The organism is Pandoraea sp. SD6-2 (genome assembly GCF_000389825.1).
Classification (GTDB): Bacteria; Pseudomonadota; Gammaproteobacteria; order Burkholderiales; family Burkholderiaceae; genus Pandoraea; species Pandoraea communis.
Map to the genome: position 1 here is coordinate 1022722 of NZ_KB944454.1, position 25758 is coordinate 1048479.

The 25758-nt window shown below is 63.5% G+C and carries 23 protein-coding genes and 1 tRNA gene; 9 read left to right on the forward strand and 15 right to left on the reverse strand.

Going from position 1 to position 25758, the window contains the following annotated elements:
* Positions 1-329 precede the first annotated feature (329 nt).
* Entirely contained in the window at positions 330-1559 is a 1230-nt protein-coding gene (gene blaPNC / locus C266_RS21000) for a PNC family class C beta-lactamase (RefSeq protein ID WP_010806770.1), read from the forward strand.
* Positions 1560-1599: 40 nt separating this feature from the next.
* Here blaPNC and metC read toward each other — a convergent pair whose 3' ends face one another.
* The 7 genes from metC to C266_RS21035 all read right to left on the reverse strand — a co-directional run bounded on the left by metC (position 1600) and on the right by C266_RS21035 (position 8343).
* Entirely contained in the window at positions 1600-2790 is a 1191-nt protein-coding gene (gene metC / locus C266_RS21005; protein ID WP_010806771.1) for a cystathionine beta-lyase, read from the reverse strand.
* 87 nt (positions 2791-2877) lie between these two features.
* Positions 2878-4479, reverse strand: a complete 1602-nt coding sequence (locus tag C266_RS21010) for a rhodanese-like domain-containing protein (RefSeq protein ID WP_010806772.1) — start codon at positions 4477-4479, stop codon at positions 2878-2880.
* A gap of 157 nt (positions 4480-4636) precedes the next feature.
* On the reverse strand, positions 4637-5233 hold the full coding sequence (locus tag C266_RS21015; protein ID WP_010806773.1) for a cysteine dioxygenase family protein: 597 nt from the start codon (positions 5231-5233) through the stop codon (positions 4637-4639).
* A 77-nt stretch (positions 5234-5310) separates the two neighbouring features.
* Positions 5311-6084 (reverse strand): amino acid ABC transporter ATP-binding protein, encoded by a 774-nt coding sequence (locus C266_RS21020; protein ID WP_010806774.1) that lies wholly within the window; start codon positions 6082-6084, stop codon positions 5311-5313.
* A gap of 29 nt (positions 6085-6113) precedes the next feature.
* Positions 6114-6806: an amino acid ABC transporter permease gene (locus tag C266_RS21025; protein ID WP_010806775.1), complete on the reverse strand. Its 693-nt coding sequence runs from the start codon at positions 6804-6806 to the stop codon at positions 6114-6116.
* Between the two features lie 4 nt (positions 6807-6810).
* Positions 6811-7503, reverse strand: coding sequence for an amino acid ABC transporter permease (locus tag C266_RS21030; protein ID WP_010806776.1), 693 nt, complete (start codon positions 7501-7503; stop codon positions 6811-6813).
* Positions 7504-7518: 15 nt separating this feature from the next.
* Positions 7519-8343, reverse strand: coding sequence for a transporter substrate-binding domain-containing protein (locus C266_RS21035; RefSeq protein WP_010806777.1), 825 nt, complete (start codon positions 8341-8343; stop codon positions 7519-7521).
* Positions 8344-8533: 190 nt separating this feature from the next.
* Here C266_RS21035 and C266_RS21040 point away from each other — a divergent pair, with 190 nt between their 5' ends.
* Entirely contained in the window at positions 8534-9412 is an 879-nt protein-coding gene (locus tag C266_RS21040) for a LysR substrate-binding domain-containing protein (RefSeq protein WP_010806778.1), read from the forward strand.
* 144 nt (positions 9413-9556) lie between these two features.
* On the opposite strand, the gene C266_RS21045 is transcribed toward C266_RS21040, so the two are convergent.
* Both C266_RS21045 and C266_RS21050 read right to left on the reverse strand, forming a co-directional pair.
* Entirely contained in the window at positions 9557-10417 is an 861-nt protein-coding gene (locus C266_RS21045; RefSeq protein WP_010806779.1) for a class I SAM-dependent methyltransferase, read from the reverse strand.
* Positions 10418-10515: 98 nt separating this feature from the next.
* Positions 10516-11418 carry a nickel/cobalt efflux protein RcnA gene (locus tag C266_RS21050; RefSeq protein WP_010806780.1) on the reverse strand — a complete coding sequence of 301 codons (903 nt, stop codon included), beginning with the start codon at positions 11416-11418 and terminating at the stop codon, positions 10516-10518.
* A 122-nt stretch (positions 11419-11540) separates the two neighbouring features.
* Here C266_RS21050 and C266_RS21055 point away from each other — a divergent pair, with 122 nt between their 5' ends.
* The 6 genes from C266_RS21055 to C266_RS21080 all read left to right on the forward strand — a co-directional run bounded on the left by C266_RS21055 (position 11541) and on the right by C266_RS21080 (position 17002).
* A complete protein-coding gene (locus C266_RS21055) occupies positions 11541-11810 on the forward strand; it encodes a metal/formaldehyde-sensitive transcriptional repressor (protein WP_036663987.1) in 270 nt (89 codons plus the stop codon).
* Between the two features lie 25 nt (positions 11811-11835).
* The gene (locus C266_RS21060) at positions 11836-13023 is read left to right on the forward strand and encodes a hypothetical protein (protein ID WP_144265880.1); all 1188 of its coding nucleotides are present in this window, start codon (positions 11836-11838) and stop codon (positions 13021-13023) included.
* A gap of 12 nt (positions 13024-13035) precedes the next feature.
* Positions 13036-13665 (forward strand): ABC transporter ATP-binding protein, encoded by a 630-nt coding sequence (locus C266_RS21065; RefSeq protein WP_010806783.1) that lies wholly within the window; start codon positions 13036-13038, stop codon positions 13663-13665.
* A gap of 106 nt (positions 13666-13771) precedes the next feature.
* Entirely contained in the window at positions 13772-14773 is a 1002-nt protein-coding gene (locus C266_RS26385; RefSeq protein WP_010806784.1) for an MFS transporter, read from the forward strand.
* A gap of 146 nt (positions 14774-14919) precedes the next feature.
* Entirely contained in the window at positions 14920-16806 is a 1887-nt protein-coding gene (locus tag C266_RS21075; RefSeq protein WP_010806785.1) for a methyl-accepting chemotaxis protein, read from the forward strand.
* A 111-nt stretch (positions 16807-16917) separates the two neighbouring features.
* A tRNA-Leu gene (locus C266_RS21080) sits at positions 16918-17002 on the forward strand.
* A gap of 83 nt (positions 17003-17085) precedes the next feature.
* Here the strand turns inward: C266_RS21080 and C266_RS21085 are convergent.
* The 3 genes from C266_RS21085 to C266_RS21095 all read right to left on the reverse strand — a co-directional run bounded on the left by C266_RS21085 (position 17086) and on the right by C266_RS21095 (position 19991).
* Positions 17086-17814, reverse strand: a complete 729-nt coding sequence (locus tag C266_RS21085) for a superoxide dismutase (RefSeq protein WP_010806786.1) — start codon at positions 17812-17814, stop codon at positions 17086-17088.
* Between the two features lie 30 nt (positions 17815-17844).
* Positions 17845-18966 (reverse strand): chromate transporter, encoded by a 1122-nt coding sequence (locus C266_RS21090; protein WP_144265905.1) that lies wholly within the window; start codon positions 18964-18966, stop codon positions 17845-17847.
* Positions 18967-19034: 68 nt separating this feature from the next.
* Positions 19035-19991, reverse strand: coding sequence for a chromate resistance protein ChrB domain-containing protein (locus C266_RS21095; protein ID WP_010806788.1), 957 nt, complete (start codon positions 19989-19991; stop codon positions 19035-19037).
* Positions 19992-20246: 255 nt separating this feature from the next.
* Here C266_RS21095 and C266_RS21100 point away from each other — a divergent pair, with 255 nt between their 5' ends.
* Positions 20247-20630 carry a single-stranded DNA-binding protein gene (locus C266_RS21100; RefSeq protein ID WP_010806789.1) on the forward strand — a complete coding sequence of 128 codons (384 nt, stop codon included), beginning with the start codon at positions 20247-20249 and terminating at the stop codon, positions 20628-20630.
* A gap of 7 nt (positions 20631-20637) precedes the next feature.
* Here the strand turns inward: C266_RS21100 and C266_RS21105 are convergent, their stop codons facing one another.
* The 3 genes from C266_RS21105 to C266_RS21115 are packed head-to-tail and all read right to left on the reverse strand — an operon-like array spanning position 20638 to position 25756.
* Positions 20638-22284: a gamma-glutamyltransferase family protein gene (locus C266_RS21105; protein ID WP_010806790.1), complete on the reverse strand. Its 1647-nt coding sequence runs from the start codon at positions 22282-22284 to the stop codon at positions 20638-20640.
* On the reverse strand, positions 22281-24881 hold the full coding sequence (locus tag C266_RS21110) for an ATP-binding cassette domain-containing protein (protein ID WP_036663529.1): 2601 nt from the start codon (positions 24879-24881) through the stop codon (positions 22281-22283). The genes C266_RS21105 and C266_RS21110 overlap by 4 nt, the downstream gene beginning before the upstream one ends.
* Positions 24878-25756, reverse strand: a complete 879-nt coding sequence (locus C266_RS21115) for a branched-chain amino acid ABC transporter permease (protein WP_010806792.1) — start codon at positions 25754-25756, stop codon at positions 24878-24880. Before C266_RS21115 ends, C266_RS21110 begins: the two co-directional genes overlap by 4 nt.
* Positions 25757-25758 lie beyond the last annotated feature (2 nt).

Genomic DNA, 25758 nt, shown 5'->3' on the forward strand with positions numbered 1-25758 from the left:
TACCCCGGGTGCTGCCCGTCGACATCTGGCGATGTCTGCGAATTGTGTATGGGAGATGTGGAAGTGCTGAAGGACATTCGCCTGACGTTCGATTAAGCAGCACCCGAACGGGGAAGCACAGACCGATAGGCGCAGTGCATGATGCACTCGCGCCTTATGCGCCCCGCGTTGCATCCATTACATCGGTTACGTCCGTTACGAGGCCATATCGCCTATGGACACCCATATGCGATTACGCTTCGGGCATGGCTCGCCCCGCTTTACAGTGACGCTGAATCGCCTCGGCGCCTTTCCGTCCGAAGAGCCTCCCCACACGGAGACGACCCTCGATGACAAGACCCTACCTCACCCTTTGTGCCGCGCTCGCGGCGACGACCGCCATTGGTTGGATGGCGTTCAGCGCCCATAGTTACGCTGCCGAGCGCGGTGCCGCAGCCCCCACCGAGCCCCGGCAAGCCGAAATCAAAGCGCTCGTCGACAAGACAATCACCCCGCTCATGGCCAGGCAGAACATTCCAGGTATGGCGGTCGGCGTCGTCTTCGACGGCCGGACCTATGTCTTTAACTATGGCGTAGCGGACAAAGCCACCAAGAAGCCTGTCACAGCCGACACGCTTTTCGAAATCGGTTCCGTCAGCAAGACCTTCACCGCAACGCTCGCGGCCTACGCGCAAACCACCGGTGCGCTCTCGCTCACGGACAAGACCAGCCGCTTCGTGCCCGAACTCGCCGGCACCCCGTTCGGTGACGTGAAGCTGGTGAATCTCGGCACGCACACCACTGGCGGCATGCCGCTTCAGGTGCCCGACGATATCCACAACATCGACCAGATCCTCCAGTACCTCAAGGCGTGGAAACCGGCGCAGCCGACAGGCACCGTGCGCACCTATTCGAATGTGAGCCTCGGCGCGTTCGGCTGGATCACTGCGCGCGCCATGCATGGCGACTTCTCCACGCTCGTCACCGAGCACGTCTTCAAACCGCTGGACATGAAACACACCTTCATCCGCGTGCCGGAAGATCAACAGGCGAATTACGCATGGGGTTACGGGAAAGACGACAAGCCCGTGCGCGTCACGCCAGCGGTGTTCGAAAAGGAAGCCTACGGCGTGAAAACCACCGCGAGCGATTTGCTGCGGTTCGTGCGAGCCAACCTCGGAACGCCCGTGCGCGACAACTCACTGCAACAGGCAATCCACGCGACACACACCGGCTATTTCGCCGACAAGCCGATGACGCAGGATCTGGTTTGGGAGCAGTATCCGTATCCGGTCAGCGTGGATGCGCTACTCGAAGGCAACTCCGCCCGGATGGCGCGCGAATCAACGCCCGCGCGTGAACTCTCGCCCCCCATGGCGCCGACGCCCGCCGCATGGGTCAACAAGACAGGATCGATGCGTGGCTTCGGCACCTACGTCGCGTTCGTTCCGTCGAAGCAGATGGGCATCGTGCTGCTGGCGAACAAGAACTACCCGATGGGCGAGCGCATCCGCGCGGCGCATCACATCCTGACGACGCTCGACGGCGGCACACGCACTGCCGCAGCTTCACGAAAGTGATAGCGCCTGTGGTGTTCTGACACCTGAAGACGCCTGCGCGTTACTTCCCGAAGACCTGCTCGAGCGCCGCCGTCATATCCTCGATCAGGTCCTGCGGATCTTCCAGGCCGATGTGCAGACGCACGATCGGCCCCGCCGACGTCCAGTCCTCGCACGTGCGCGTGCCTGCAATGTTCGTGACCGTCGCCAGACTCTCGAAGCCGCCCCACGACGCGCCGATGCCGAACAGCTCGAGCGCGTCGACGAAACGATCCGCTTGCGCCGTCGTGGCATTGGCGAACTCGAACGAAATCAGCCCGTTCGTACCGAGGCAATCGCGCTGCCATAATGCGTGGCCCGGATGCGTCGGCAACGCCGGACAGAACACGCGGGCGACGTCGGGAAGACTTTCGAGCCAGTGCGCGATCTCCAACGCATGACGTTCATGCATCTGCAAACGGGCCGCCAGCGTGCGCGTGCCGCGCAGCACAAGATAAGCATCATCCGGACTCACCGCCACCCCTTGCGCATCGGCCATGGTGGAGAGCGTCTGCCAGACTTCCTGCGTCGTGGTCACGGTGCCCATCATCACGTCCGAGTGACCACTCAGGTACTTGGTCGCGGCCATGATCGAGACGTCGGCCCCCAGCATGAGAGGACGGCACTGCACGCCGGAGCCCCACGTGTTGTCGGCCACAAGCAGCGCGCCGCGACGGTGTGCAAGATCGGCCAGTGCCGGGATATCGCACATCTCGTAGACGAGCGAGCCCGGCGTTTCCACGTAGACCAATTTGGTGCCCGCCGTGAAGTGCGCTTCGGCGTCGCTGCCGTCGGCGCGGAAGTAGGTCACGTGCACGCCCCACGGTTTCAGAAACGTCTCTACGAAGTGACGCAACGGCTGATACACGCAGTCTGAGATCAGCACGTGGTCGCCCGGACGCGCGTAGGCGAGAAACACCATCGAGATCGCCGCGAGCCCCGTCGGGAAGAGACGCGTGCGATAGCCGCCTTCCAACTCGGCAACGACGTCTTCCAGCGCAAAGCCGGTCGGATTACCGCGAGCGCCGTAGGTGAACATGCGCTCTGTACCGCGACGGCGGCGAGCATCGTTCATGTCGTCCATGGTGTCGAACAGCACGGTGGATGCGCGCACCACCGGCGGATTGACGGCGCGTCCGCCGACGACAGTGGTATGTGTACCGCCCTTGACTAAGCGGGTGGCGAGACGTTTGGGGGGCGATTGTCGGGACATGATCGGGGGCGTGGATGAAAACGATTCGAACGATTCGAAAGCCGTGTCGTGGCGTGCGCAAAAGAACGCGCACGCCAGTGCCGGAGCTTACTTCGCGGCGGCAGACTCACCAATACGGAAAGCACCGCGCTCCTTCTCGTCGAGCTGCGCGAGAAGGCCCGTCTCCCACGCCAGATACTGCCGCGCCGCCGCCTTGTTGCCGTCGTGACGGTCGTGCACGAAGAACAGATAGTCGATGCACTCGGCGTCCGGCGGCAGGTCGGGCGTGCTCTCGACCGGGTGTCCGGCCGCGGCCCATGCTTTGAAGCCGCCAGCGAGCACCGAGACCGTACGCGGGTCGCCGGCATTCGCACGGCGCCAATCGGCCGCGAACAGTTCTGCGACGCCGCGCTCGTCCGCAATGAGCACGATGTTACGCGACGCGCTCAGATTCGGCAGATGGGGACGAATCGCCCACTGCGCGCCAGCGACATGCTCGCGGCGGTAGCTCATGCTCGAACGCACATCGACCACGGTCACACTGCCATCGGCCAGCGCACCGGCAAGCGCAGCGACATCGATCTCGGGCAACGTCGTCTCGACAGCCGGCGCACGCACCGGCAGCGACGCGCCACTGGCAAGTCCATCGCGCAACACATAGGCGTCGTGGCCCAACTGGCGCAACCAGCTTGCGACGATAGGTGCACGAACACCGTCGTTATCGAACAGCACCACGCGGGCATGGCGCACGCCCACGTACTGATCCGTCGCCTGAATCAACTGACCGCCCGGCGTATGCTGTGCGCCCGGCAGCGACCCGGCGGCGAACTCTTCCGGCGTGCGCACATCGCACAGGAACAACGAGCGCGACGTGTCCGATGCCCATTGCGCGAAGGTCGACGCATCGACTTCCGGCACCGCGAACCGCTCGGCCAGCGCGCCACTCGCTTCGCGCATTTGCGCGAGGCTGGACGGCGCCACCGCATCGGGATAGCGGCGCGTGCTGCCATGCTCTAGCGGCAGGTCTTCCAGATACCAGCCTTGCGTGCCGTTCTCCAGCGCCATGACCGGATTGGGAATACCCAGGTTGATGAGCGTCTGCGCGCCGATGATGCTGCGTGTGCGGCCGGCGCAATTCACGACGATAGGCGTGGTGGGGTTCGGCACCAGTTCACGGATGCGATAGCCCAGTTCGCCGTTCGGGCAGCAGATCGACGACGGGATCGTCATTTTCAGGTACTCGCTCACGGGACGGCCGTCGAGAATCACCAGGTCGTCGCCGCGCTCGCGCATCGCCGCCAGGTCGCGTGCCGTGATGCGCGGCGTGTGATACGCCATCTCCACCAGTTCACCGAACGTCTTCGACGGCACATTCACGCCAGCGAACAACGTGAAGCCGGCCTGTTGCCAGGCATCGGTGCCGCCTTCGAGCACGTACACGCCGGTGTAGCCGAGTGCGGCCAGACGCTGCGCTGCCTGCACGGCAACACTCGCGTCGGTGTCGTAGACCACCACGCGGGCATCGCGACGCGGGGCCAGCCGCACGATATCGATTTCGAGCCGGCTGTAGGGCAGCGTCACACCGTAGAAGAGATGCGCCTCGCCGTACTGGCCGTGCTCACGCACGTCGAACACGGCGATCTCGGCGCCATCGTGCAGCCATTCCTTGAGGCGGGCGGACGGCACAAATTGAGGAGTGAACGAGGTCATAGCGTTGCGTCGGTGTCAGGTTTCGCCAGGCCATTGCCAAAGCGTAGGGATGAGCGGGCCCGCACCCCCCGCAGGGGCGATGTGATGCGGGTGGCGCGAAGTCCGTTCGCGCCGTCAGGAATTTCGCCGCCGGTCTTCTCCGGCGGTCACTGCGGAATTAGCGGCGAGTCTTCACACCGATATCCATCACTTGATACGTGCCCTTGGCAAGATCGAAGGTGATGCGCTCGGTGAGCGTTTCCAGCGCGCGGCCATACATGTGCAGGTGACGAATCGGCGCTTCGCCCTTGATCTCGACCGCATGAATGTCTTCCGAGGCCAGCGCAATGCCATTGCCCGGATCGACCACGACGGTGTCGCTCACTTCTAGCGTGCCGACGCCCGGCGTCTTGCCGTCGTCCGTACGACGGTAGACGTAGTTGTATTCCACGCCGTCGACCGCCGCGATGCAGGCCCACGTCGTGTGGTTATGCGGCGTGATCTTCTTGCCCGGACGCATGACGTTCAGATACAGCGCGTAGGTCTTGTCGGCATCTTCGTGAATCAGATAGCGCGCTTGCAATTCACCGTCGGTCGGCGGCGGGAAATCGGCCTCGCTCCACAGCGCAGTGCGCGCGGCGAGCGATTTGACCTGATCGAGCACGGCGGCCAGCGCGGGACGCGTCTCGCCCTCGGGCGCCAGTGCGGCCTTCATGGCGTTGATCGCGTCGCTGACGACGCTCTGACGTTGTTCGGAAACGGTGGGCGTGGACATGGTGAGAGTCTTCTCCGTAGTACTTTGTTTTGCGAAGTGCCCGCTCGGGGCGCTGTCGTATGTTTGTGGGCTCGCCGTCAGGCGGGCACGGCATCGATCGGCATACCGATCATCGGCGACGGACGCAGCACGTCTTGCAGGAAACGCTGGGCGCGCGCATGCTTCGGCCGGCTGAAGAACTCTGCGGGCGGCGAGTCTTCGAGCAACTCGCCCTGATCCATGAACCAGACGCGGCTCGACACATCGCGTGCGAAGCCCATCTCGTGCGTGACGATCATCATCGTGAGGCCATCGCCGGCCAGCGAACGCATGACTTGCAGAACCTCCTGCACCATCTCGGGATCGAGCGCGCTCGTCGGTTCGTCGAACAGCATGAGCGGCGGCTTCATGGCGAGCGCGCGCGCGATCGCCACACGCTGCTGCTGACCGCCCGAGAGGTTCGCGGGCATGGCGTCGATCTTATGGGCGAGGCCAACCTTGGCGAGCAGCGTCTGCGCCTGAGCGACCGCTTCGTCGCGCGACATGCCCAGCACTTTCGTCGGCCCGAGAATCAGGTTCTGGCGCACCGACAGGTTCTGAAACAGGTTGAAGCTCTGGAACACGAAGCCGATACGGGCGCGCAACTGATTGAGCTTCACGTCGCGCGCGGTGACGTCCTGGCCTTCGAACAGGATACGTCCCTTCTGGATAGCTTCGAGCCGCGTGACGGTGCGAATCAGCGTCGATTTTCCCGAGCCCGACGGCCCGCAAACGACAACGACTTCGCCGCGTCCGATGGTGGCGTTGATGCCCTTGAGGACATGATGTTCGCCGTAGAACTTATCGACATTCTCGAATGCGAGCATGCTCATGATCGCGTTCTCCTTCTTGAATCCTGCGTTCACGCCAACCCCGCGCGCTGACGGGCGATGCGACGCTCGAGCCAGCCAGCGAAGCGCGAAATGGCGAAACACAACACGAAATAGAAAGCTGCGAGCACGAGGAACGTCTGCAGCGGCTTGGTCAGCACGATCGTATTGACCTGTGCGGCCGAGTACGTCAGCTCGGGCACCCCAATCACATACGCCAGCGATGTCGCCTTGATGATCGACACGAACTGATTGACGATGGACGGCAGCATGTTCGCGAGCGCCTGCGGCAATTGCACGTAACGCATGCTTTGCAGCCACGACAGCCCGTTCGAGCGCGCCGCTTCCATCTGTCCGCGCGGCAAGCCCTCAAGGCCGGCGCGCACGATCTGCGACAAGAAGGCGCTTTCGTAGACGATAATCGCGCACACGGCCGTGGTGAACGCCGACACCTCGGCGCCCACGAGCAGCGGCACGGCGAAGTACGCCCAGAAGATGATCATCAGCAGCGGAATGCCGCGCACCAGCCGTGTCCAGACGCCGGCCACGCGACGCATCCAGCGCCACGGCGAAACCTGCGCCATGCCGATCACGACCGAGATGGGGAACGAGATCACCAGCCCGAGCGCCGAGAGAATGAGCGTGATCGCCACGCCGCCGAGCGGGCCGTTAGGCCAGCTCCCGACGAGGAACAACGCGAGATAGTCATGCAAAATCTCGTACATCGTCTCAGACTCCCGAGGGCGCCGTGCGGCGTTTGGCGAAGTGCTCGGAGAGCGCCATCAAGGCCAGCGTGCCGATCAGATACAGGATCGTCGCCACCAGAAACACATCGAAGGTGCGGAAGGTCAGGTTATCGATCTGACGCGTGCGGTACAGCAATTCGTGCACGCCGATCGCCATCGCCAGCGAACTGTTCTTGAAGAGCAGCAGTGCCTGATTGAGCAATGCGGGCAATGCCACGCGAATGCCCTGCGGCAGGATGACGTAACGGAACGACTGCAAATACGTAAGACCGATGGACCACGCGGCTTCCTGTTGCGTGTGCGGAATCGCGCGCAACCCCGAGCGCAGGTCTTCCGAAATGAACGCGCCGGCGTTGAGCGACAGCGCGATCGTCGCGAAGAAGAACTCGGTGTTGCCTGCGTTGATCCAGTCGCGCAGGCCTTCTGGCAGCAGTTGCGGCACGCCGAAATACCACACGAGGATCTGCACCAGCACAGGCACGTTGCGGTGGTACTCCACCACCACGATCACGAAACCCTTGAAGAGCTTGACCGGCAGGGCGCGCAGCGTGGTGAGCGTGATGCCCACCACGATGGACAGCAGGCCCGACACCACGAACAGCCGGAGCGTGGTCAGCACACCGTCGCGAAGCAGCTTCAGGTAGCCGTCTTCGAGCAAAAACGAGAGATCGAACATTGCGCGTCGTCTCGCTTACTGCACCTTGATCGGCTCGACCTTATAGTCGCGCGTGAACTTGTAGACCGACTTGCTGCCGAGCCACTTGTCGAAGCTCTCCTGCAAGCCGTTCGACTTGTCGTAATCGAGCAGGATCTTGTTCACAGCAGCGAGCAATGCCGGTTCGTTCTTGTTCATCACCACGCCCCAGCGCTCTTCGAAGACCGGCTTGGCGAGCAAGCGATACTGCTGGCCGCCCTTGGCCGCCGCTTCGTTGGCAAAGCGCGCCAGAATCAGTTGACCCGCCACCAGACCTTCGACCTTGCCCTGTTGCAGCGCGAGGAACGCCGACGAGATGTCGTGGAAGGTCAGCAGGTTCGAGTCGGGCAGACGTGTGACGGACACGGCGGCCGAGCTGGAACCCTCGGACGCGGCAATCTTCTTGCCCGCGAGTTGATCGAGCGTTTGCAACGGCGAGTCGGCGCGCACCAGCACGCGGATCGGCGCGACGAAGTACTGGTCGCTGAAGTCGACCTGTGCGGCGCGCGCAGGCATCCAGGCGACAGCGGCCGCGAGCACGTCGACGCGGCGCGTCTTGAGTTCGGGAATACGGGCGTCGGTCGACAGGGCACGGTGTTCGAGCTTCACGCCGAGCCCCTTGGCGATCGCGCGGCACACGTCGACGTCGAAGCCGACGATCTTGCGCGTGGCGGCGTCGGGGAACGCATACGGTTCGCTGGCGTTCTGCGTGCCGCAAACGAGCGTGCCGCGAGCCTTGATGTCAGCCAGTTGGTCGGCGCGCGCGACGCCCGTCATGGCGAGTGTCGCGAACAGCGCGGCTGCAAGGTGTCTTTGCCACATGATCCTGAGTCTCCTTGAGTTCGACCTGAGGGGGCGAATCGATTAGCGGGGGACCGGTCAACGCCGGCTTCCGCCCCGGTCACATAAATATTGCTTGAGTGTTAGGCAGGTTATCGACCAAAATTCCTGAGAACAATTTAATTTTTATCTTAAAAACATTAGTGTTTCTGAAGTATCGGCCCAAACGACCATGCGAAACCTCGACATCGATCTGTTGCGTACTTTCGTGGCGATTGCACAGCACGAAACCTTCGTGGCGGCCGCCGCGCGCGTGGGTCGCACGCAGTCCGCCATCACACAGCAGATGCAGCGGCTGGAGCAGGAAATGGGGTGTGCGCTATTCGAGAAGCAGGGGCGGCAGAAGACGATGACGGCCGACGGCATGCGGCTCGTTGCCTATGCGAACAAGATTCTTGCGCTCAACGATCAGGCCGTGCAGGTCATGCACACGCGCGGCCCGGCGGAGAAACTGCGCATCGGCTCGCCGCACGATGTGGCCGATTCGATCCTGCCCAGCATGTTGCGACGGCTGTCGAAACTCTCGGCGGAGTTGCAGTTGGAGATCAACGTCGGACGTAGCCCGCACCTCATGGATGCGCTGCGCGACAAGGAACTGGATCTGGCGATCTCGACACGTTACGACGAAGGATTTCCGGGGATCAAGCTGCGCACGTCGCCGATGGTGTGGATCTGCGCTGACGATTTCATCTTCAACTCGGCCGCCCCGGTACCGCTCGTGATGGCCGACGAGTTGAGCCTGTTCCGGCGGCTGTCCATCGAACGTCTGAACGCAGCGGGTATCGCTTGGCGCACGAGCTTCATCTCACCGACGCTGACCGGCATCAAGGCGGCGATCAGTGCGGGCCTCGGTGTCACGGCCCGCACGACCGAGCTGCTCGACGCCAACATGCGCGTACTCTCGGAGGCGGACGGTCTGCCCCGCCTGCCCGACGTCGCGTTCTATCTCTACGTGCAACCGACGTGTACCAGCCAGGTGCTGCGCGAACTGTTCGAGTCGACGGAGCACATCGCCACGCGTTTCGGACCGCCGTTTCTGATGGGCGAGTAATCGGCGCTCCGGCACTCATCCGCGCAGCGGCAAGGTCAGCGTCATGCCACACGACTCCGTGGTTATTTTTGTGGGAACTCCGCAGCGCGGCATATCGCGATCCTGCCGGTTTCGCCCGACAGGATGAAGGAGACCGGCGCGTGCTTACGTCGTTGCGATAAGCAGTTCTTCGGCGTTGGCCGGTGGGCGCAAGCCATCGTCGCGGTTCGAGAAATAGCGTTGGGTCAGGGTCGCCGCCGACACATGCGACGCGTCTTTGAAGCCATTCTCCCGGGCGAACGCCATCATGTCCTGCGGTGTGAAGACGCTGATGAACGGCGTGCCGCTCTCGCGTGCCCCTTTTTCTGCCATCTCGAGGCCGGGACGCACCTCGGGGTCGGCCATCTCCAGCGGCAGCAAAAACGTCATGGCCAGCGTAGAGCCGGGCGCGAACGACGACACTTCGCGCAACGTCAACGCATTCGCCTCACGGGTCAGATACATGCTCACGCCTGTGGAGACGATCACCGCTGGCCGGCTGGCGTCGAAGCCGTGCTGCAAGAGGGCGTCGCGCCACGACTGTCCGGCCTCGAAATCCACCGGTACGAAGTGAAGCCAGTCTTGCACGCCATAACCCAATGCGATAAGCCGGTCGTACTTCCAGCGTTGCGGCCCCGGGCGGTCGATTTCGAAGATCGTGAGCGATGCGGCGAGTTCGGGGTGCCGCTGCGCAAAGCTATCGAGGCCCGCGCCAAGAATCACATACTGGGTGACGCCGTGCCGCAGTTGCTCCATCACGAGGTCTTCGATGAAGCGAGCACGGGCAACGATGGACGCGCGAAATGGGCGCGTGAACTCGGGGTCCATGTCGCCGCGCTCACGCCAATCGTCCGGTGGTTCAAGCAGCTTCAGACCAATGTCGTCGGTGAGTACGTGTGGCGTGGCGTCGACTTCGAGATGCAGCGCACGCCATAGTGCTACGCGCGCTGCCGTGCTGTCGGGGGCGATGGCTTTGTGATCGGTCATGGCGCATACCTCGTGGGTCAGGTACGGGATGCATCGATTCTTGCACAGCTACGGCAACGCTGCCGGGAAATCGCTCACGGCCGGCGATAGTGTTCCGGCTAGCCTTTGAAGAAGAGATGAGCCGCGCCTTGATAGCCGACGTACAGCCCGACCAGAATGATCAGGCCGCCCGAGAAGTACGGTGCCTTGCGCGCGAAGTCGCCGAAGCCGCTCCACCGGCGCGACACATGCCGCACGCTGAGCGCCGCCAGTGCACCGGACGCGACCATCGTCATCGCAAGCCCGATGCTGAAGCACAGCACTAGCCCCGCACCCAACGCAAAGCGCTTGAGTTGCAGGCAGAGCAGCAAGACCGTGATCGATGCCGGACACGGCACCAGGCCGCCCGTCAGGCCGAACATGACAATCTGGCCGGTCGTGACTTCGCGGCCGGTGAACCGCTTCTGAATGTCCCGGGCATGGGCACGCTCGTGGGCATCCTGATAATCATCCGAGGACAGGTCGACGCCATGCGAATGTGAATGCGACGCGTGAGCGTGGCCGTGGTCATGGCCGTGGTCATGGCCGTGGTCGTGGCTGTGGTCGTGGCTGTGGTCGTGGCCGTGGTTATGATCATGATCATGATCATGATCATGGTCATGGTCGTGCGCATGCGCCCGAGCGTTGTCGCGCCACGTGCGCCAGAGCATCCAGCCGGCGACTGCCAGAATCAGGACACCCGACGCGAGTTGAAAGTACGGCTCGGAGGCGTCGGCGTCCCAGTTGCGTCCGAAGTACAGCCCGGCAAATGCGACCAGCCACACCACAGCGGTATGCGACGCCGTCGCCGACAGACCGAGCAGCACCGCCTGCCCCACAGTGCCGCGAATGGCGACAATGAACGCCGCCATCATCGTTTTGGAATGCCCCGGTTCCAGCCCATGCAGCGCGCCGAGCAAGATGGCGCTGGGGACGAACAACCAGGCGTTACCTTGCTGAAGTAGGGTCGAGAACTCGGTCATGTGACATCTCACGAACTATGGAAAAGAGAAGGGACGGCGGCCGCCAATATACTCCCCTATAGTATTTTTGTGTTAGAGTTTTTCGCGATTTGGCCAACCTGAAACAGGAGCGCGACCCGCCCGTGCATACGATTCGAGACAAGAACAAGCTGTTGGCACGCGTTCGTCGCATTCAAGGGCAGACGCAGGCGCTTGAGCGCCAGTTGGACCAAGAGGGCGATTGCGTCGAGATCCTGCAGCAGATCGCCGCCATTCGCGGCGCCGTGAACGGCCTGATGGCTGCCGTCATCGAAGGGCATCTCGTCGATCATCTCGTCAACGAGCCTGAACTGGCGAATCGCGAGGCCGAGCTGGACCCGGTGCTGCATGTCATCAAGGCCTACCTGAAATAACCCCCACTGTGTGCCGGAGTTGCGCGTGATGCTGTCCCTTCGATTGCATTGGTACGCCCTGGAGACATCGCGAGTGCTGCGCAGGCACTGGCAAGTCCTTTGCCTGACAATCATGCTGGTGCTCCCGTCGATGCCGGTTTTCGCGCAAGCGCGAATTCTCGGAGCCCCTGTGCTCGCCACGCTCGCCCCAGCGCGCGGCGTCGAATGGCAGTTCCTTTGGGTGCACGCGCTTGAAGCCGTTGGCGTGCTGTGGGTACTCGCGCAGCGACGTGCCATCTCCGGCGGCTCGTTCGCCACCTTCACCCGGTCGCTGCCCGTTCCCGCATGGCGCCTGCGGGGTGTCGATGCGGCGGTGGTGGCGCTCGCCAGCACACCGCTGTTGCTCAGCGTGGCGGCAGCGCTCGTCGCGCTCGCCTTCACACCCGAGAACGGCATCCCTTCCTTCTATGTGCTCGATCTGACGCTCATTACACTCGGCGCGCAACTGGCGGTGCTCAATCGAAGCCTGCGAAACGCCGTGCCGCTCGTCACGGCCAATGCGCTGCTCGTGGCGGGGCTGCAAACATCGGGCTCGCTGGCATTCTCAATGCTCGCAGGTGCGCTGGGCGTCTCGGTGTGGACGTTGATCCGCGTGCCGGCCGTTCCAGCGCCGCGCCAATGGCGACTGGGCTCGCTGCAGGCCATCGCTCCTGCTGCGGGCTTGCTCTCCCCGAGTGGGTGGGTGCAGGTCGGGATACTGCGCTCGCATGCGAGCACGGTTACCGGCCGGGGCGCGCTGATGGCCGCGACGGCCGCCGCGACGTGCTATCTCAGCGCGCTCTGGGCGTTCGACATCCGTGCCAAGGCGCTCGTCTTGATGGCTCAGGCCGTGATCCTTGTGATCGCCGCCATGCATTTCCGCGAGTTGAGTCAAGCCCACCACCGGGCGGCGCACTTTACCCGCTCGCTGCCACGCCGGCCGATCTGGCAGACGCTCGCCGATATCGCAACGGTGCTATGTGTTGCATTCGTGTTTGGGGTCATCGGCCCTGTCTTTCTCGCGATCAATGGCGCGATGCCGCTCTGGCAGACGCCGCCGCTCTTACTCGCTGGCATACCGCTCGTGGCAGTGCTGCGCTTGCCGCAGCGATTTGCTCCACGCCAGTCCGTGCTGCTTGGCGCGACACTTGCCGCGTTGTGGGTCGCCGCCGTCTGGCCGTACTTCGTTCACTGATTTCCTTCGCTCATGCTCCGCTTCGCTAATCTCACCAAACGCTTCGGCACCCGTACCCTCTTCGAGAATCTGCACTTCAACGCAAACGCAGGTTGCGTGGCGTTGAACGACGAAAACGGCAGCGGCAAGTCCACCCTGCTCGGCATGCTCGCGGGCACCGTCGATGCGGATGGTGGCGATATCTGGCTCGATGGGCATTCCCTGCGCGAAGCGCCACTGGCCGCAAAATCCGTGCTCGCGTATGTGCCCGACGATTGCCTCGCGTATCCGTTTCAGACAGGGCGCGCGCTGCTTGACCTCGTGGCGTCGACCAAAAAGACGAGCGTCGATGCGGGCGTGCTCGATCTCGCCCATCGTTTCGGGTTGGCACCCCACATGGAAAAGCGCTTCGAGCAAATGTCGCTTGGTACGCGCCGCAAGTTCTTCCTGAGCGCAACGCTGATTGGCGCGCCACGCGTGATCATCGCGGATGAGCCCGGCAACGGCCTGGACGCCGCCGCGCGCGCTGTCCTCATCGACTTGTTCACCACACTGGGTAAAGATCGCTGCGTGTTCTTTTCCAGCCACGATCCGGATCTCACACGCGCCTGCCATGCCACGACGGTCGCCTTCGCCGATTTCGCGCCCCAACGCGCCATCTGACACACCGTTTCGCTTTGCGCGCGCCGCGATAGTTCATCTCGCGTCGAAACATCCTCGCGTCGCGCGCCCCTAGACTCCGGCCATCGTCATCACCGGCTGGAAAACCATGAATACCGACTGCGGCACGCGATCTCCTGAGCGCATCAGCGCCGTACAACACGATGCGTCCAACATGCGGCGGATTCTGAACGCCACATGCGTCAGCTACGTCGTCGTTCTGCTGGACACGTCGATCGTCAATGTCGCGCTTGAGCCGCTAGCCCATGCCTTCGATGTGCAGATGACCGGGCTGCAATGGGTTGTCGGCGCCTACACACTGCTGTTCGCGAGTCTGCTGCTCACGGGCGGCACACTCGGCGACCGATGGGGTGCGAAGCGGGGCTATCTCGCCGGCCTGCTGATTTTCATGATGGCGTCGCTCGGCTGCGCACTCGCACGCTCGCCGTCGATGCTCATCGCCGCCCGCGCGCTTCAGGGTATCGGTGCGGCGTTGCTCGTGCCGTGCTCGCTCAAGCTCATTCATCAGGCGACGCCCGACCCCGCCGAGCGGACACGCGCCATCGGCCGATGGGTTGGACTGGGCGGCGTTGCACTGGCCGCCGGCCCGCTCGTCGGCGGCGTGCTGATCCACTGGCTCGGCTGGCGCAGCATCTTCCTGGTGAACGTGCCGGTCTGTCTCGCGGGCGCGGTGATGGCGGGGCGCCTGGCGGGTCGCTTCGGTCCGGTGCGTCCGGTGCTTTGGGCGTTCGTCGCCTACGCGGCGGGAGCCGTCGGGCTGGCGTTCGTCACGGCCAATGTGCCGTATGCGTTCGCCGTGTTGCCCATGCTGGCCATCGGTGCGGCGTCCGGCGTTGTTTCACCCATTGCAACAGCACCGGCGTTGCAGACGGTTGCACCGGCGCGGGCGGGGGTCGCAGCCGCCGTTCTGAACACTGCGAGGCAAGCGGGTGCGGCGCTCGGTGTTGCGATCTTCGGCTCCCTCGCGGGCACCGTGCCGCCGGCGGAAACCGGGCTGTACCCCGCGCTGGGCCTGGCTGTCGGGGTCAGTCTCGCGATGTTGCCGGCGTGGCGGCTGGCGTTACGCGAGTGGGGCCCGCATGCGCTTTGATCTGCACTCGTTAAAGTTACTGCCCCAATGCGCCGTAAGCGCAAAGAGTGAAGCAGTCATGTATCGATGCGATGGCACCCGCGGTACTGCCGGAGCGGTAACCCCCCAATTCAACGGCTCGCTTGCGAGCCTACCGATGAAAGCCCATGAAAGTCACTTCGTTGCGAACCCGGATTCTGCTCATCACCTGCTTGACGGTGGTTGGGGCACTTATTCTCTCTGGCATTACGACTTACGTGATCGTGCGCGACAGCATGATGTCGAGCATTGCGCACACGCTCTCGGCCGTAGCCAACGGCAATGCAAGCGCCATTGAGCGCTGGTCGGCCGACAAGGCGCAGGCGGTCGTGGCGACGTCGCAGGTCGTCGAGAAAGGGGACCCGAGCCTCGTGAAGCTCATGGGCAAGACCAACGACTTCCCGATCACGACCGTCGGCTGGTCGGACAAGACATTCTTCTCCACCACCAACACCACGCCGCCGGGCTACGACCCGACCACCCGCCCCTGGTATAAGAGCGCAGTCGCGGCGGGCAAGTTGGCCATCACCAAGCCGTATGGCGATTCGGGGACCGGCATTCTGTACGTGGCCTTTGCCGCGCCGATCGTGCGTGACGGCCAGACTGCCGGTGTGGTCAGTGGCGCCGTGCCGCTCACCGGTGTTCAGGACATCGTCAAGGCGGTGCACCCCACGCCGTCGAGCCTCGCACTGGTTGTGGCAAGCGACGGGCAGGTGATCGCCCACCCGGACAACAAGTTCTCGCTCAAGCCGTCGACGGAGGTGGCCGCCGCGCTCACCGCCGACTCGCTTCAGGGCATGACCGCCGACGACGCCGCACCGGTCGCCATGGAACTCTCGGGAGCCCCCAAGCTGCTCAAGGCCAAGCGCATTCCCGGCACGGACTGGTATCTGGTGGTCGCGCTCGACCAAGCGGAAGCCACGGCCGGCCTGACGCATGTGCTGAGTGCAACGGCCATCACGCTGATCGTGCTGACGTTGATCTCGCTGGCCATCGTGTCGGTCTTCACGTCGCGCGCTTTCAAGCGTCTGTCGACCGTGCGCGACGCCATGGACACCATCGGTTCGGGCGACGGCGATATGACGCAGCGCCTGGACGTCATCGGCCACGACGAAGTGGCGCAGATTTCGACGTCGTTCAATGCATTCGTCGACAAGATCAGTACGGTAATGCTCGATGTGCGCTCGGGCGTGTCGTCGATGACCTCGGCGACGAGCGAGATCGAAATGGGCAACCGCGATTTGTCGCAGCGCACCGAAGCGTCGGCAGGGTCGTTGCAGGAGACATCGTCTGCGCTCACGGAGCTGACCTCCAGCGTCAAGCAGACGGCCGACACCGCCGAGCACGCGACGCGTCTGGCCAACGAGGCGAGCGCTGCCGCCGCGCGGGGCGGCCAGGTTGTCACCGATGCCGTGGGCACGATGGCGGCGATCACGCAGTCGTCGGAGCGCATCACGGAGATCATTGGTGTGATCGACGGCATTGCGTTCCAGACCAACATTCTGGCGCTCAACGCCGCGGTGGAAGCGGCGCGCGCGGGTGAGCAGGGACGTGGCTTTGCGGTGGTGGCAGGTGAGGTGCGCACGCTGGCCCAACGCAGCGCCGCTGCGGCACAAGAGATCAAGGCGCTCATCGAGACGTCGGTGCACAACGTGAAGAGCGGTACGGAACGCGTACAGGCTGCGGGTACGACGATGCACGAGATCGTCGACGGGATTACGCGAGTGCAGCGTCTGGTGAGTGAAATCCACGCGGCGATGACCGAACAGAGCGCTGGCATCAGCCAGATCGACCGTTCAGTCTCGGAGATGGATCAGGCGACGCAGCAGAATGCGGCGCTAGTCGAAGAGTCGGCGGCCGCGTCGGCGATGCTGAGCGAACAGGCCCGCATGCTTGCCGAAACGGTGGCACGCTTCCGTCTGCGCGAGGGGCATCGCAACGATTCGCACGGCTTTGGCGCGCCGCATGCGCCGTCGCTGTCGGTGGTGGGCTCGTCGCAGCGTCTGGCCGCTTGAGGACAGGGCGAGGGCGGCGCGGTATCGGGGAAAAGGCCGAGCGGCGATGTGAACGCTTCATATGCGAGGCGTTCACAAAATCCGATTTTCCCGTTACAATCGCCGTCCCCTGCCCAGGTGGCGGAATTGGTAGACGCACTATCTTGAGGGGGTAGCGCCGAGAGGCGTGCGGGTTCGAGTCCCGCCCTGGGCACCAAAACAGCCTCATCTGGCAATACTTCCCCGGTTATTCGGCGTAAATTCGGCGTAGGCGCATAGCGCTGGCGTGAGTTTCCCGCCTCAACGGCGCGCGAGGCTGATCGCCGATAAGCGCTGAGCCGCATTATCCCAATTCAGTATCTCAGCGATCGCTTTGACGTACTCCGCGCGGCGGTTTTGATATTTCAGGTAGTAGGCGTGCTCGAAGACGTCCAACACCAGTATTGGTTGAACACCCCAAACAGCCAGCTTCTGATGGTTTTCGCACTGGAGCGTCATGAGGCGTCCGGTAGCCGTGTGAAAGCCGACCACCCCCCATCCTGACGCCTCCACAGCGATCGTTGCGGCAAGCAACTGGGCTTTGAACTGCTTGAACGATCCGTAGTCACGGTCAATCAGTCTGACGAGTTCTCCCGTCGGCTCCTGACCTTTGCCAGAAATACTGGTCCAGTAAATGGTATGCAGCACGTGGCTCGACAACTGAAACGCTAGTTCTTTCTCGTAAAACTTCACCGGCGCAAAGTCCCCGGTCTCGCGCGCCTTTGCGAGCGCCGCTTCAGCATTGTTTGCGGCCGTCACCGCTGGCTTGTGGTGAAAGTTGTAGTGAAGTTCAACCGTACGCGCGTCGATATGTGGCTCAAGCGCGTCAAGGGAAAACGGCAGAGGTGCCGCTGCATACTTGCCGTCCGCACCTACCAATGTGTCGACGTAACCACCGCTGGACAACGCCGTCTCGGCATGGGCACTTGAAAGCATGATGCCTGCCGTGGCGACACTCGCCTGCCTGACAAACTTGCGACGCGATTCCATTGCATCCTCCGTCTCGGTACGCCCGCAACTTCAATGCGAATGCATCATGGGATAGACAATCAAACCAAAGATGGCGGCGGCCACGACAATCACCGGCTCCTGAAGCTTCTTGAAACGCCAGAGCAGAAGCACCGTGACAACCGCCACGAGCGCGGTCGGGATATCAGATATCGAACGCTTTGCGATAACGAGAACCGAACCGGAGATAGCGCCAACGGCAGCCGCCGTAATGCCGTCAACGAACGCCTTGACGCCCGGTAAGTGCCCGTATTTTTTGAAGTACGGTGCCGGCAAAACGGTGAACAGATAACAAGGCAAGAAGGTTGCCAGCGACGCAACACATGCGCCAGCGAACCCCGCGACCAGATATCCGATGAAGCCAACGGTGATCACGACCGGGCCCGGGGTAATCATCGCCACCGCTACGGCGTCGACAAACTGCCGCTCATTCAGCCAGTGGTGCTCGGTTACGACTCCGCCATAAAGGAAAGGCACAATCGCCAACCCAGACCCGAAGACAAACGCCCCCGCCTTCGCGAAGAAGATGCCGATTTGCGCAAGCAGCGGCACATCGATGCCGCTCAACAGCCCTGAAGACACTGGAACGTAAGCCGCCGCAATCCCGTTCACGGAGCCTTTGTTCAACCACTTCGGCGGCGCACGCCAAAGCCAGCCAATGATGCCCGCCGCAATAAATAGCCAGGCGATTTCGCTTTCGGTAACGAACGTCGTGACGAGCAACGTGAGGTAGATTGCCCACAGAAGCTTGTCGGAACCCACGGTCTTCCGAGTCAGCTTGTAGCCGCTCATCGCGATAATTCCGACGACCGCCGCGCCCACGCCGTAGAACACGGCCTGCATCCACGAGAGTCCACCGAAGTGCGCGTAGGCCCAGCCAAGCGCAACCACCATGAAGAACGATGGAATGACGAATGCAATGCCGGCCAGCGTTGCCCCAAGAATCCGGTAGTGCACGTAGCCGAGATATATGGCGAGTTGCGCTGCCATCGGCCCGGGGGCGAGCTGCGCGAGCGCTATCCCTTCCTTGTAGTCGGCCTCTGAAATCCAGCCCAACCGCTCCACGAGGTCACGTCGCATATAGCCGGCGAGGGCAACAGGACCGCCAAAACCAAATGTGCCCAATCGAAGCATGTAGCCGACCAGCTGCGCCAGCGAATACCGTTCCGTCGTCTTCGCAACAGTACTCACGATCCCCCCGTTCAGCTTTTCCTTTGAGGTGTTGCGTAGTGGGCTAGCATCGAGTCCAGCACACTGCCCAGTTCGGTCAGCATGGCCTCATCGTCAAGCCCCCTTTGCCGTGCACCCGCGACAACAGCTTCAAATCCGACTGCCTCCGGAATCGCAAACCCACCGATATCCAAAGCGTGGATCATCCGGCCAAGCGCAATCATTCCGGGAACGTCTTCCAGCGAGAAACTTGCAACCAAGACTTCAAACGTCACCATGTCGCCAACGTGAGTGAAGGCGGCGCCGTCAAAATCAAAGCCCAGCGCATCTGCCGGACACGTCGCGGGTGATTCGACCCAGATGAAAGTGGCCTTCGTATCGATGAATCGATTAATCAACCAAGCACTTGCGACCCGGTCGACCCACATACGTCGGCGTGTCGCCCAAGTACGGCCCTGATAGTCCTCCCGCCGCAATGGACGGATCACACCGTCTTCCGCGTGAGGCTCACCCGGTGACAGCACTTTGTTGGCGAGCGCAACGAACTCCTGAAGCGCCGCCTGCCCCGCCACCGATGCCTCGTTGGGGAAAAAGTCCATGGCCTGAATCGCCTCGAAGTCCTTCTTCAGCCGCTTCAATTGCTTTTCGACATCGGCTTCGGCAGCGCCAAGACTTTTCCTCGCTTCCGCGACGTCTCGCTGGAATATGGCGTACTCGGCAGACCTGTCAAAAAGTGAGCGCAAATAGCCCCTCTGCTCGTCATCCCGTGCGGAAACCAACAACAATTGGGCATTACCGCCCGCGTCATTGATACCAGCGGCCAAGTCATCCAGTTCAGTGAGTCGCTCGTCCGAAAATGGCAAAAGATATGCCCCATCCCGCAGGACGGCACAGCCCTTCGCTTTCAACGCACGCCAAAAGCGCATGCGCGCGGTAGCGTTGTCTGAGGGAAAGGTCAGGACGAGAAGGAGCCAGTCGATTTTGTTCATGCAACTAACTCTACAAAAATGTAGAGATAACTACAAGAATATTTTATGTGAAATGTTGCGCATCCCTGATGCAGGCAAGAGCCTCGAGCACTTCTTCGCGGTTTTTTTGTTCTCCGCGCCGCTGACAAGTCTTCGTGACGGCCAGGGAAACATAGGGCAACATGAGCGCACATCAAACTCGCTCCGGCAATACCGGGGCGATCACACATGCACCATTTCGCGAGACGCTCAGCCGAATCGCTCAGGAGAAATACGATGATTGACGGTCTGGTTGGCGGCAAACTGTACGGCAAGGCAGCGCAGCGCACGGGACAGAATGGACACGCCTTCGTCACCGCCAAAGTTCGCGCGACGGGCGGAGACGGTGATGGCGACGCGATCTTCGTCAATGTGATCGCGTTTAGCGAGACGGCCAGCAATGCGCTGCTGGCGCTCGAAGACGGCGATAACGTGTCGATATCCGGCTCGCTCACGCCGAAGGTGTGGACCGACCGCAATGGCGAGACGCGCCCCGCGCTCGATATGGTCGCCACCCTCGTTATGACCGCCTACCAAGTCAAACACAAACGCGCCGCGACCAGAGGTGAACCCAGCCCGGCGCATGACTCGGATCTGGACGACAACGACGGCCCGCGCTGACCCACCGCTAGGCGGCCAACGCCGCACCATCGCTGCGCGGATCGTGCGCCCCCGTCGCCAGTCCGTCCACATCCATCGCAATGACCCCTGCCTGACCCGCCAGCGGGCTGTGCCTCGGCAGCGCGGCCAACGCATGGCCACGCTGCGTCAACGCGGCGAACACGTCGTCTCCCGCGTCGCACTCCAGCTTCAGATTGTCCCGGCTGTCCGAAAACGTGCGGCCCAGCAAGAAGCGCGGCTGCGAAAGCGCTTCGTACGGGTTCATGCCATAGTCGATCAACCGTGTGAGCAACGCGCATAGCGTCTGTGGCTGGCCGTCCGCACCCTGTGTGCCGTACAGCAGACGAGGGCGTCCGCCTTCCAGATACATGCCGGGATTGAGCGTATGGAACGGTCGCTTGCCCGGCGTCAACGCATTGGGATGTGCACTTCCCGCCGGACGAAATGCCGCCCCCCGGTTGTGCCACAGCACCCCGGTGTCGCCCGCCATCACGCCGCTGCCCCAATCGAAGTAGATCGTCTGCAACACGCTGACGGCGCGCCCGGCGGCGTCCGTCGCGGCGAAATAGACCGTATCGCCTTCACGAAAGCGATGCGGCCAGTCGAGCGCGACGTGATCGTCAATGCGCGCGGCAGCCGCGCTCAGATGCGCATCGGACAACATCGCGCTCACCGGGACATCGGCATATTCGGGGTCCGCCACATAACGGTCGCGATCGACGAACGCCTGCTTCACCGCCTCGACGAGCCGGTGGTAGTACGTCGCGCTCCCATGCGCACAATCGCGCAGCCCCAGTCGCGCGAGTATCCCCATGATTTGCAGCGTCGTCACGCCCTGCGTCGGGGGCGGCAGCGTCGCCAGCACACCATCGCCATACAACATCGTCAGCGCAGGCGACACATGCACCCGCGTGGCGGCAAGGTCGTCTCGCGTGAGCGGCGAACCGGCGTCTTGCAGCCCGCTCGCCATACGGGCAGCCAACTCGCCCTCGTAGAATTCGCGCGCGCCCCCCTCGGATAGCCGCCGCAATGTCCGCGCCAACGCCGGTTGCCGAAACCACTCACCCGACACGGGCGCGCGCCCGCCCGGCAGGAACGTTTGTGCGAAGCCGTGCCACGTAGCCGCATCGCCCATCTCGGTCGCCCGATACGCATACCAGAAGTCTTGCGAACGGCTCACCGCAAAACCGTCCTCTGCGGCAGCGATGGCGGGGGCGAGCAGCGACGCCCACGACATCGTGCCACCCCACGCCTCGCGACTCACGCGATACGCCGCTTCCCATGCGGCGACCGTTGCCGCCGTGGTCAGCGCGCTGGCGGGTCCGCGCACGGCAACGGGTCCGCCGTCCAGCAACGCCGAAGGCAGACGCCGTGCTGCCTGCCCGATGCCGGAAATCGCGAGCGGCGGTGTGTCGCCCTGCGCGCCGTCGGCAACCAACCAGAAGCCGTCGCCGCCAAGGCCCGTGAAGTGCGGCATCGTGACGCACAGCATGGCCGCGACGGCGATGGCCGCTTCAATAGCGTTGCCGCCTTGTTGCAGGACGTCGCGTCCAGCCGCGCTGGCCAGCGCATGCGGACTGGTGACCAATCCGGCGCGTCCGCTGGCAAGCGCTGGCGCTGACGTTGCTGCACCGGTAATGTCTCGCGCCGTCATGCCGCCACTCCTGCCCCATGTTGTCCGCCGAGATACGCCGCCGCCAGACGCGCGTCGCCCGCCAGCTCGCTCGCCGGACCGCTCACGCTCACGCGGCCCTCTTCCAGCACGTATCCGCGATCGGCGATGGACAACGCCATCGCCGCCATCTGGTCGACGAGCAACATCGACAGCGACTCACGCCGCAGCGCATCGAGCGACGCGAACAACTCCGCGATGACTTTCGGCGCCAGTCCCAGCGACGGTTCGTCAAGTAGCAACACGCGCGGCGCTGACATCAACGCACGCGCAATCGCGAGCATCTGTTGTTCACCGCCGGAGAGCAGACCCGCGCGCTGATGTTGCCGTTCGCGCAAGCGCGGATAGCGCGCGAACATCCGCTCGATACGCGCCTCAAGCGTCGCCCGAGGCAACCGGCCACACGGAAACGCCCCGAGCCGAAGATTGTCGAGCACCGACAGTTCCGCGAATACCTGCCGCCCCTCCGGCACCAGCACCACGCCCAATGCGGCAATCTTCGCGGCATCCAGCCGCGAAAGATCACGCCCGTCGAATGTGATGCCGCCGCTCACCGGGCGATGCAAGCCCGCGAGCGAGCGCATGAGTGTCGACTTGCCCGCGCCATTGGCGCCGAGCAACGCCACCAGTTCGCCCTCGCGTATCTGAATCGATACGTCATGCAAGACCGGCGCCGCGCCGTATCCCGCAGTGAGCTTGCCGACACCCAGAACTTCCGGCGTGGTCGCGACATCGCGTTCGCGCGGCTTGCCGGCTTCCGCCGTCTGCGCACCGAGGTACGCCTGACGCACGCGCTCGTCATGCCGAATGGCGCTCGGCGATCCCTGCGCGAGAAAACGTCCCGCATCGATCACGACGATGCCATCCGACACGCCCATCACCAACGACATATCGTGTTCGACCAGACCGACCGCCACCCCACTGTCGGCGATCTCGCGCAGCAGTTTGCCCAGTTGCGCCTTGTCCTGCGTCGACAGCCCCGCTGCCGGTTCGTCGAGCAGCAGCACCGCCGGACGTGTCGCCAATGCGCGTGCGATCTCCACCAGACGCCGGTCGACGTGCGCGAGATCGGCGGCCATCAGTTCCACATCGCCGTGATAACCGCACGCGCGCAACAGGGCGATTGCCGCGTCACGATGTCTCTTGCTACGCATGCGGGCGACACCGAGCAAGCCGCCGAGTCGTCCCGCGCTCAACGCAAGCGTCACGTTATCCAGCACGCTCATGCCGCCAAACAGTTGCGACGTCTGATACGTGCGCGCCACGCCATGCCGTGCACTGTCGCATGCGCCTCGTGCGGCGAGGGCGTCGCCGCCGAGCGCACGCGTGCCGGCTTGCGGTCGATAAAAGCCCGAGAGCATATTCAGGACAGTTGACTTGCCTGCACCATTCGGGCCGATCAGACTCGTCACCTGTGCGGCCGGCAGTTCGAACGACAGATCGGCCACGGCCTTCACGCCGCCAAACGTCATGGCGAGGCCGTGTGCGGCAAGGCGCTTTCGTTGCGCTTGGGCCAGCACCGGCAGCGTAAGCGGCGCGCTCGCATCGACACTACCGTCGTTCGACGACGCGCCGCGTCGCGACTTCCACCACGTACCCAACACGCCAATCACACCATTCGGCGCACCCCACAACACAACCAGCAACAGCACACCGAAACACAGCAGACGCAGGTTCTCAAGACTTGCCAGCAACTCCGGCAGCAACCCGACGACCACTGCGCCGACGAGCGGCCCGGCAATCGTGCCCGCACCGCCGATCATCACGACCAGCACGAACAAGAGCGACTGAAGGAACGAGAACATGCCCGGCGTGACCATGCCTTGCAGCGGTGCGAACAAGCCTCCCGCCAATCCGGCCAGCGCCGCAGAAAACGCGAACGCCACCGCCTTGACGATCAGCGGATTCACGCCAATCGACGCCGCCGCCGTCTCGCTGTCGCGCACGGCACGCATGGCCGCCCCCCACGTCCCGCGAGAGATGCGCGCGTAGATCAGCAGCGCCACCGCCAGGACGGCGAGCGCCGCCACGGCCACCACGCGCTCGCTTCCGTCGATACCGAAGACGCCCGGCGGCATCACGCCCATCAAACCGTTCTGTCCGCCGGTCAGCGCGCGCCATTCCACCGCGCCGTGCTCGACGATGAAGCCGAAGGCAATCGTCACCATGGCGAGGCCCGGGCCACGCACCCGCAGCGCGGGCAACGCCAGCAAAGCGCCGCTCAGCGCGGCAATCGCCCCGCCCGCGAGCCATGCGGGCCAGAACGGCCAGCCCGCCTGCGTGGTCAGAATGGCCACGGCATACGCGCCGATTGCATAGAAGCCCACATGGCCAAACGACACTTGCCCCGTGAGTCCCAGCAGAAGATTGAGGCCCACGCCGCAGATCGCGAGCAATGCCACGCCCGCGATGACCACGACGAAATAGCCGTTCACCACACAGGCAGCACCCGCCATCGCCAGCAGCGCCGCCGCGAGGATCGCCGTAAGTGCCATGCCGTCGCGGGTCCGCGCGGCCCTCGCCCCCGAGGCCCCGGCTTGGACGGACGGCGACGCCAACCGCAAAGGAGAATCGCTCATACCTTACGTACCTCCGCGCGACCGAACATGCCTTCCGGACGCATCGCCAGCAACACGATGACCAGACCGAACGTAATGATCTGGGTGTAGCTCGATCCCAGCGTCGCGGTAATCATCGCTTCACTCACACCGAACAACAGACCCGCGATCATCACGCCCCAGGCGCTGGAGAGTCCGCCGAGAATCGCCACGGCAAATGCCTTGAGGCCGAACACGGTGCCCATGTCGGCCTGCACATTGAACAGCGGCGCGATCAACACGCCTGCCACCCCTGCGAGCAGCGTCGATACGGCGAACGCGCCGGCAATGGTGCGCTGAATGGGGATGCCCATGAGCCGCGCAGCGTCGCGGTTCTGTACCACGGCCAGCATGGCCACGCCCCAGCGCGAGCGCCGCAGCACGTAGTGCAATGCGCCCGCGAGCGCGAGACCGACCACCGGGATCACCAATTGCAGCGGATACACGCCAAGGCCCGCGTCGCCGATCTGCAGGGAGCTTTGCGCCAACGAAGACGGCAGACTGCGCGGCTCGGTGCCGAAGGTGAGCATGACCACGTTATCGAGCACGATACCCAGCGCGACCGTCGCCATCAGCCACGCACTGGACCCGCGTCGCACGAACGGTTGCACCGCGAGACGCTCCACCACCAGACCGTAGACGGCGCACAGTACGAGCGCGGCGACGATCGCCAGTGGCATCGGCCAGCCGAGCGTCTGTGCGAACGTGTACGCCAGCACGGCGCCCAGCATCATCGAGCTACCCTGCGCGAAGTTGACCGTCGCGCTTACCGCAAAGGTCAGATGAAAGCCGAGCGCCATGAGGCCGTACATACTGCCGAGCCCCAGGCCGGCGACAAGCGCCGAGATCCATTGCATGA

What these genes read in the sequence shown, in the direction of transcription:
- C266_RS21105 (WP_010806790.1), bottom strand. Translation starts at nt 22,284, where the DNA reads ATGACGGCGCGAGACATTACCGGTGCAGCAACGTCAGCGCCAGCGCTT.
- blaPNC (WP_010806770.1), top strand. Translation starts at nt 330, where the DNA reads ATGACAAGACCCTACCTCACCCTTTGTGCCGCGCTCGCGGCGACGACC.
- C266_RS21100 (WP_010806789.1), top strand. Translation starts at nt 20,247, where the DNA reads ATGATTGACGGTCTGGTTGGCGGCAAACTGTACGGCAAGGCAGCGCAG.
- C266_RS21090 (WP_144265905.1), bottom strand. Translation starts at nt 18,966, where the DNA reads ATGCTTCGATTGGGCACATTTGGTTTTGGCGGTCCTGTTGCCCTCGCC.
- C266_RS21075 (WP_010806785.1), top strand. Translation starts at nt 14,920, where the DNA reads ATGAAAGTCACTTCGTTGCGAACCCGGATTCTGCTCATCACCTGCTTG.
- C266_RS21065 (WP_010806783.1), top strand. Translation starts at nt 13,036, where the DNA reads ATGCTCCGCTTCGCTAATCTCACCAAACGCTTCGGCACCCGTACCCTC.
- C266_RS21045 (WP_010806779.1), bottom strand. Translation starts at nt 10,417, where the DNA reads ATGACCGATCACAAAGCCATCGCCCCCGACAGCACGGCAGCGCGCGTA.
- C266_RS21115 (WP_010806792.1), bottom strand. Translation starts at nt 25,756, where the DNA reads ATGCAATGGATCTCGGCGCTTGTCGCCGGCCTGGGGCTCGGCAGTATG.
- C266_RS21085 (WP_010806786.1), bottom strand. Translation starts at nt 17,814, where the DNA reads ATGGAATCGCGTCGCAAGTTTGTCAGGCAGGCGAGTGTCGCCACGGCA.
- C266_RS21025 (WP_010806775.1), bottom strand. Translation starts at nt 6,806, where the DNA reads ATGTACGAGATTTTGCATGACTATCTCGCGTTGTTCCTCGTCGGGAGC.
- C266_RS21020 (WP_010806774.1), bottom strand. Translation starts at nt 6,084, where the DNA reads ATGAGCATGCTCGCATTCGAGAATGTCGATAAGTTCTACGGCGAACAT.
- C266_RS21010 (WP_010806772.1), bottom strand. Translation starts at nt 4,479, where the DNA reads ATGACCTCGTTCACTCCTCAATTTGTGCCGTCCGCCCGCCTCAAGGAA.
- C266_RS26385 (WP_010806784.1), top strand. Translation starts at nt 13,772, where the DNA reads ATGAATACCGACTGCGGCACGCGATCTCCTGAGCGCATCAGCGCCGTA.
- C266_RS21050 (WP_010806780.1), bottom strand. Translation starts at nt 11,418, where the DNA reads ATGACCGAGTTCTCGACCCTACTTCAGCAAGGTAACGCCTGGTTGTTC.
- C266_RS21035 (WP_010806777.1), bottom strand. Translation starts at nt 8,343, where the DNA reads ATGTGGCAAAGACACCTTGCAGCCGCGCTGTTCGCGACACTCGCCATG.
- metC (WP_010806771.1), bottom strand. Translation starts at nt 2,790, where the DNA reads ATGTCCCGACAATCGCCCCCCAAACGTCTCGCCACCCGCTTAGTCAAG.
- C266_RS21015 (WP_010806773.1), bottom strand. Translation starts at nt 5,233, where the DNA reads ATGTCCACGCCCACCGTTTCCGAACAACGTCAGAGCGTCGTCAGCGAC.
- C266_RS21110 (WP_036663529.1), bottom strand. Translation starts at nt 24,881, where the DNA reads ATGAGCGATTCTCCTTTGCGGTTGGCGTCGCCGTCCGTCCAAGCCGGG.
- C266_RS21040 (WP_010806778.1), top strand. Translation starts at nt 8,534, where the DNA reads ATGCGAAACCTCGACATCGATCTGTTGCGTACTTTCGTGGCGATTGCA.
- C266_RS21030 (WP_010806776.1), bottom strand. Translation starts at nt 7,503, where the DNA reads ATGTTCGATCTCTCGTTTTTGCTCGAAGACGGCTACCTGAAGCTGCTT.
- C266_RS21095 (WP_010806788.1), bottom strand. Translation starts at nt 19,991, where the DNA reads ATGAACAAAATCGACTGGCTCCTTCTCGTCCTGACCTTTCCCTCAGAC.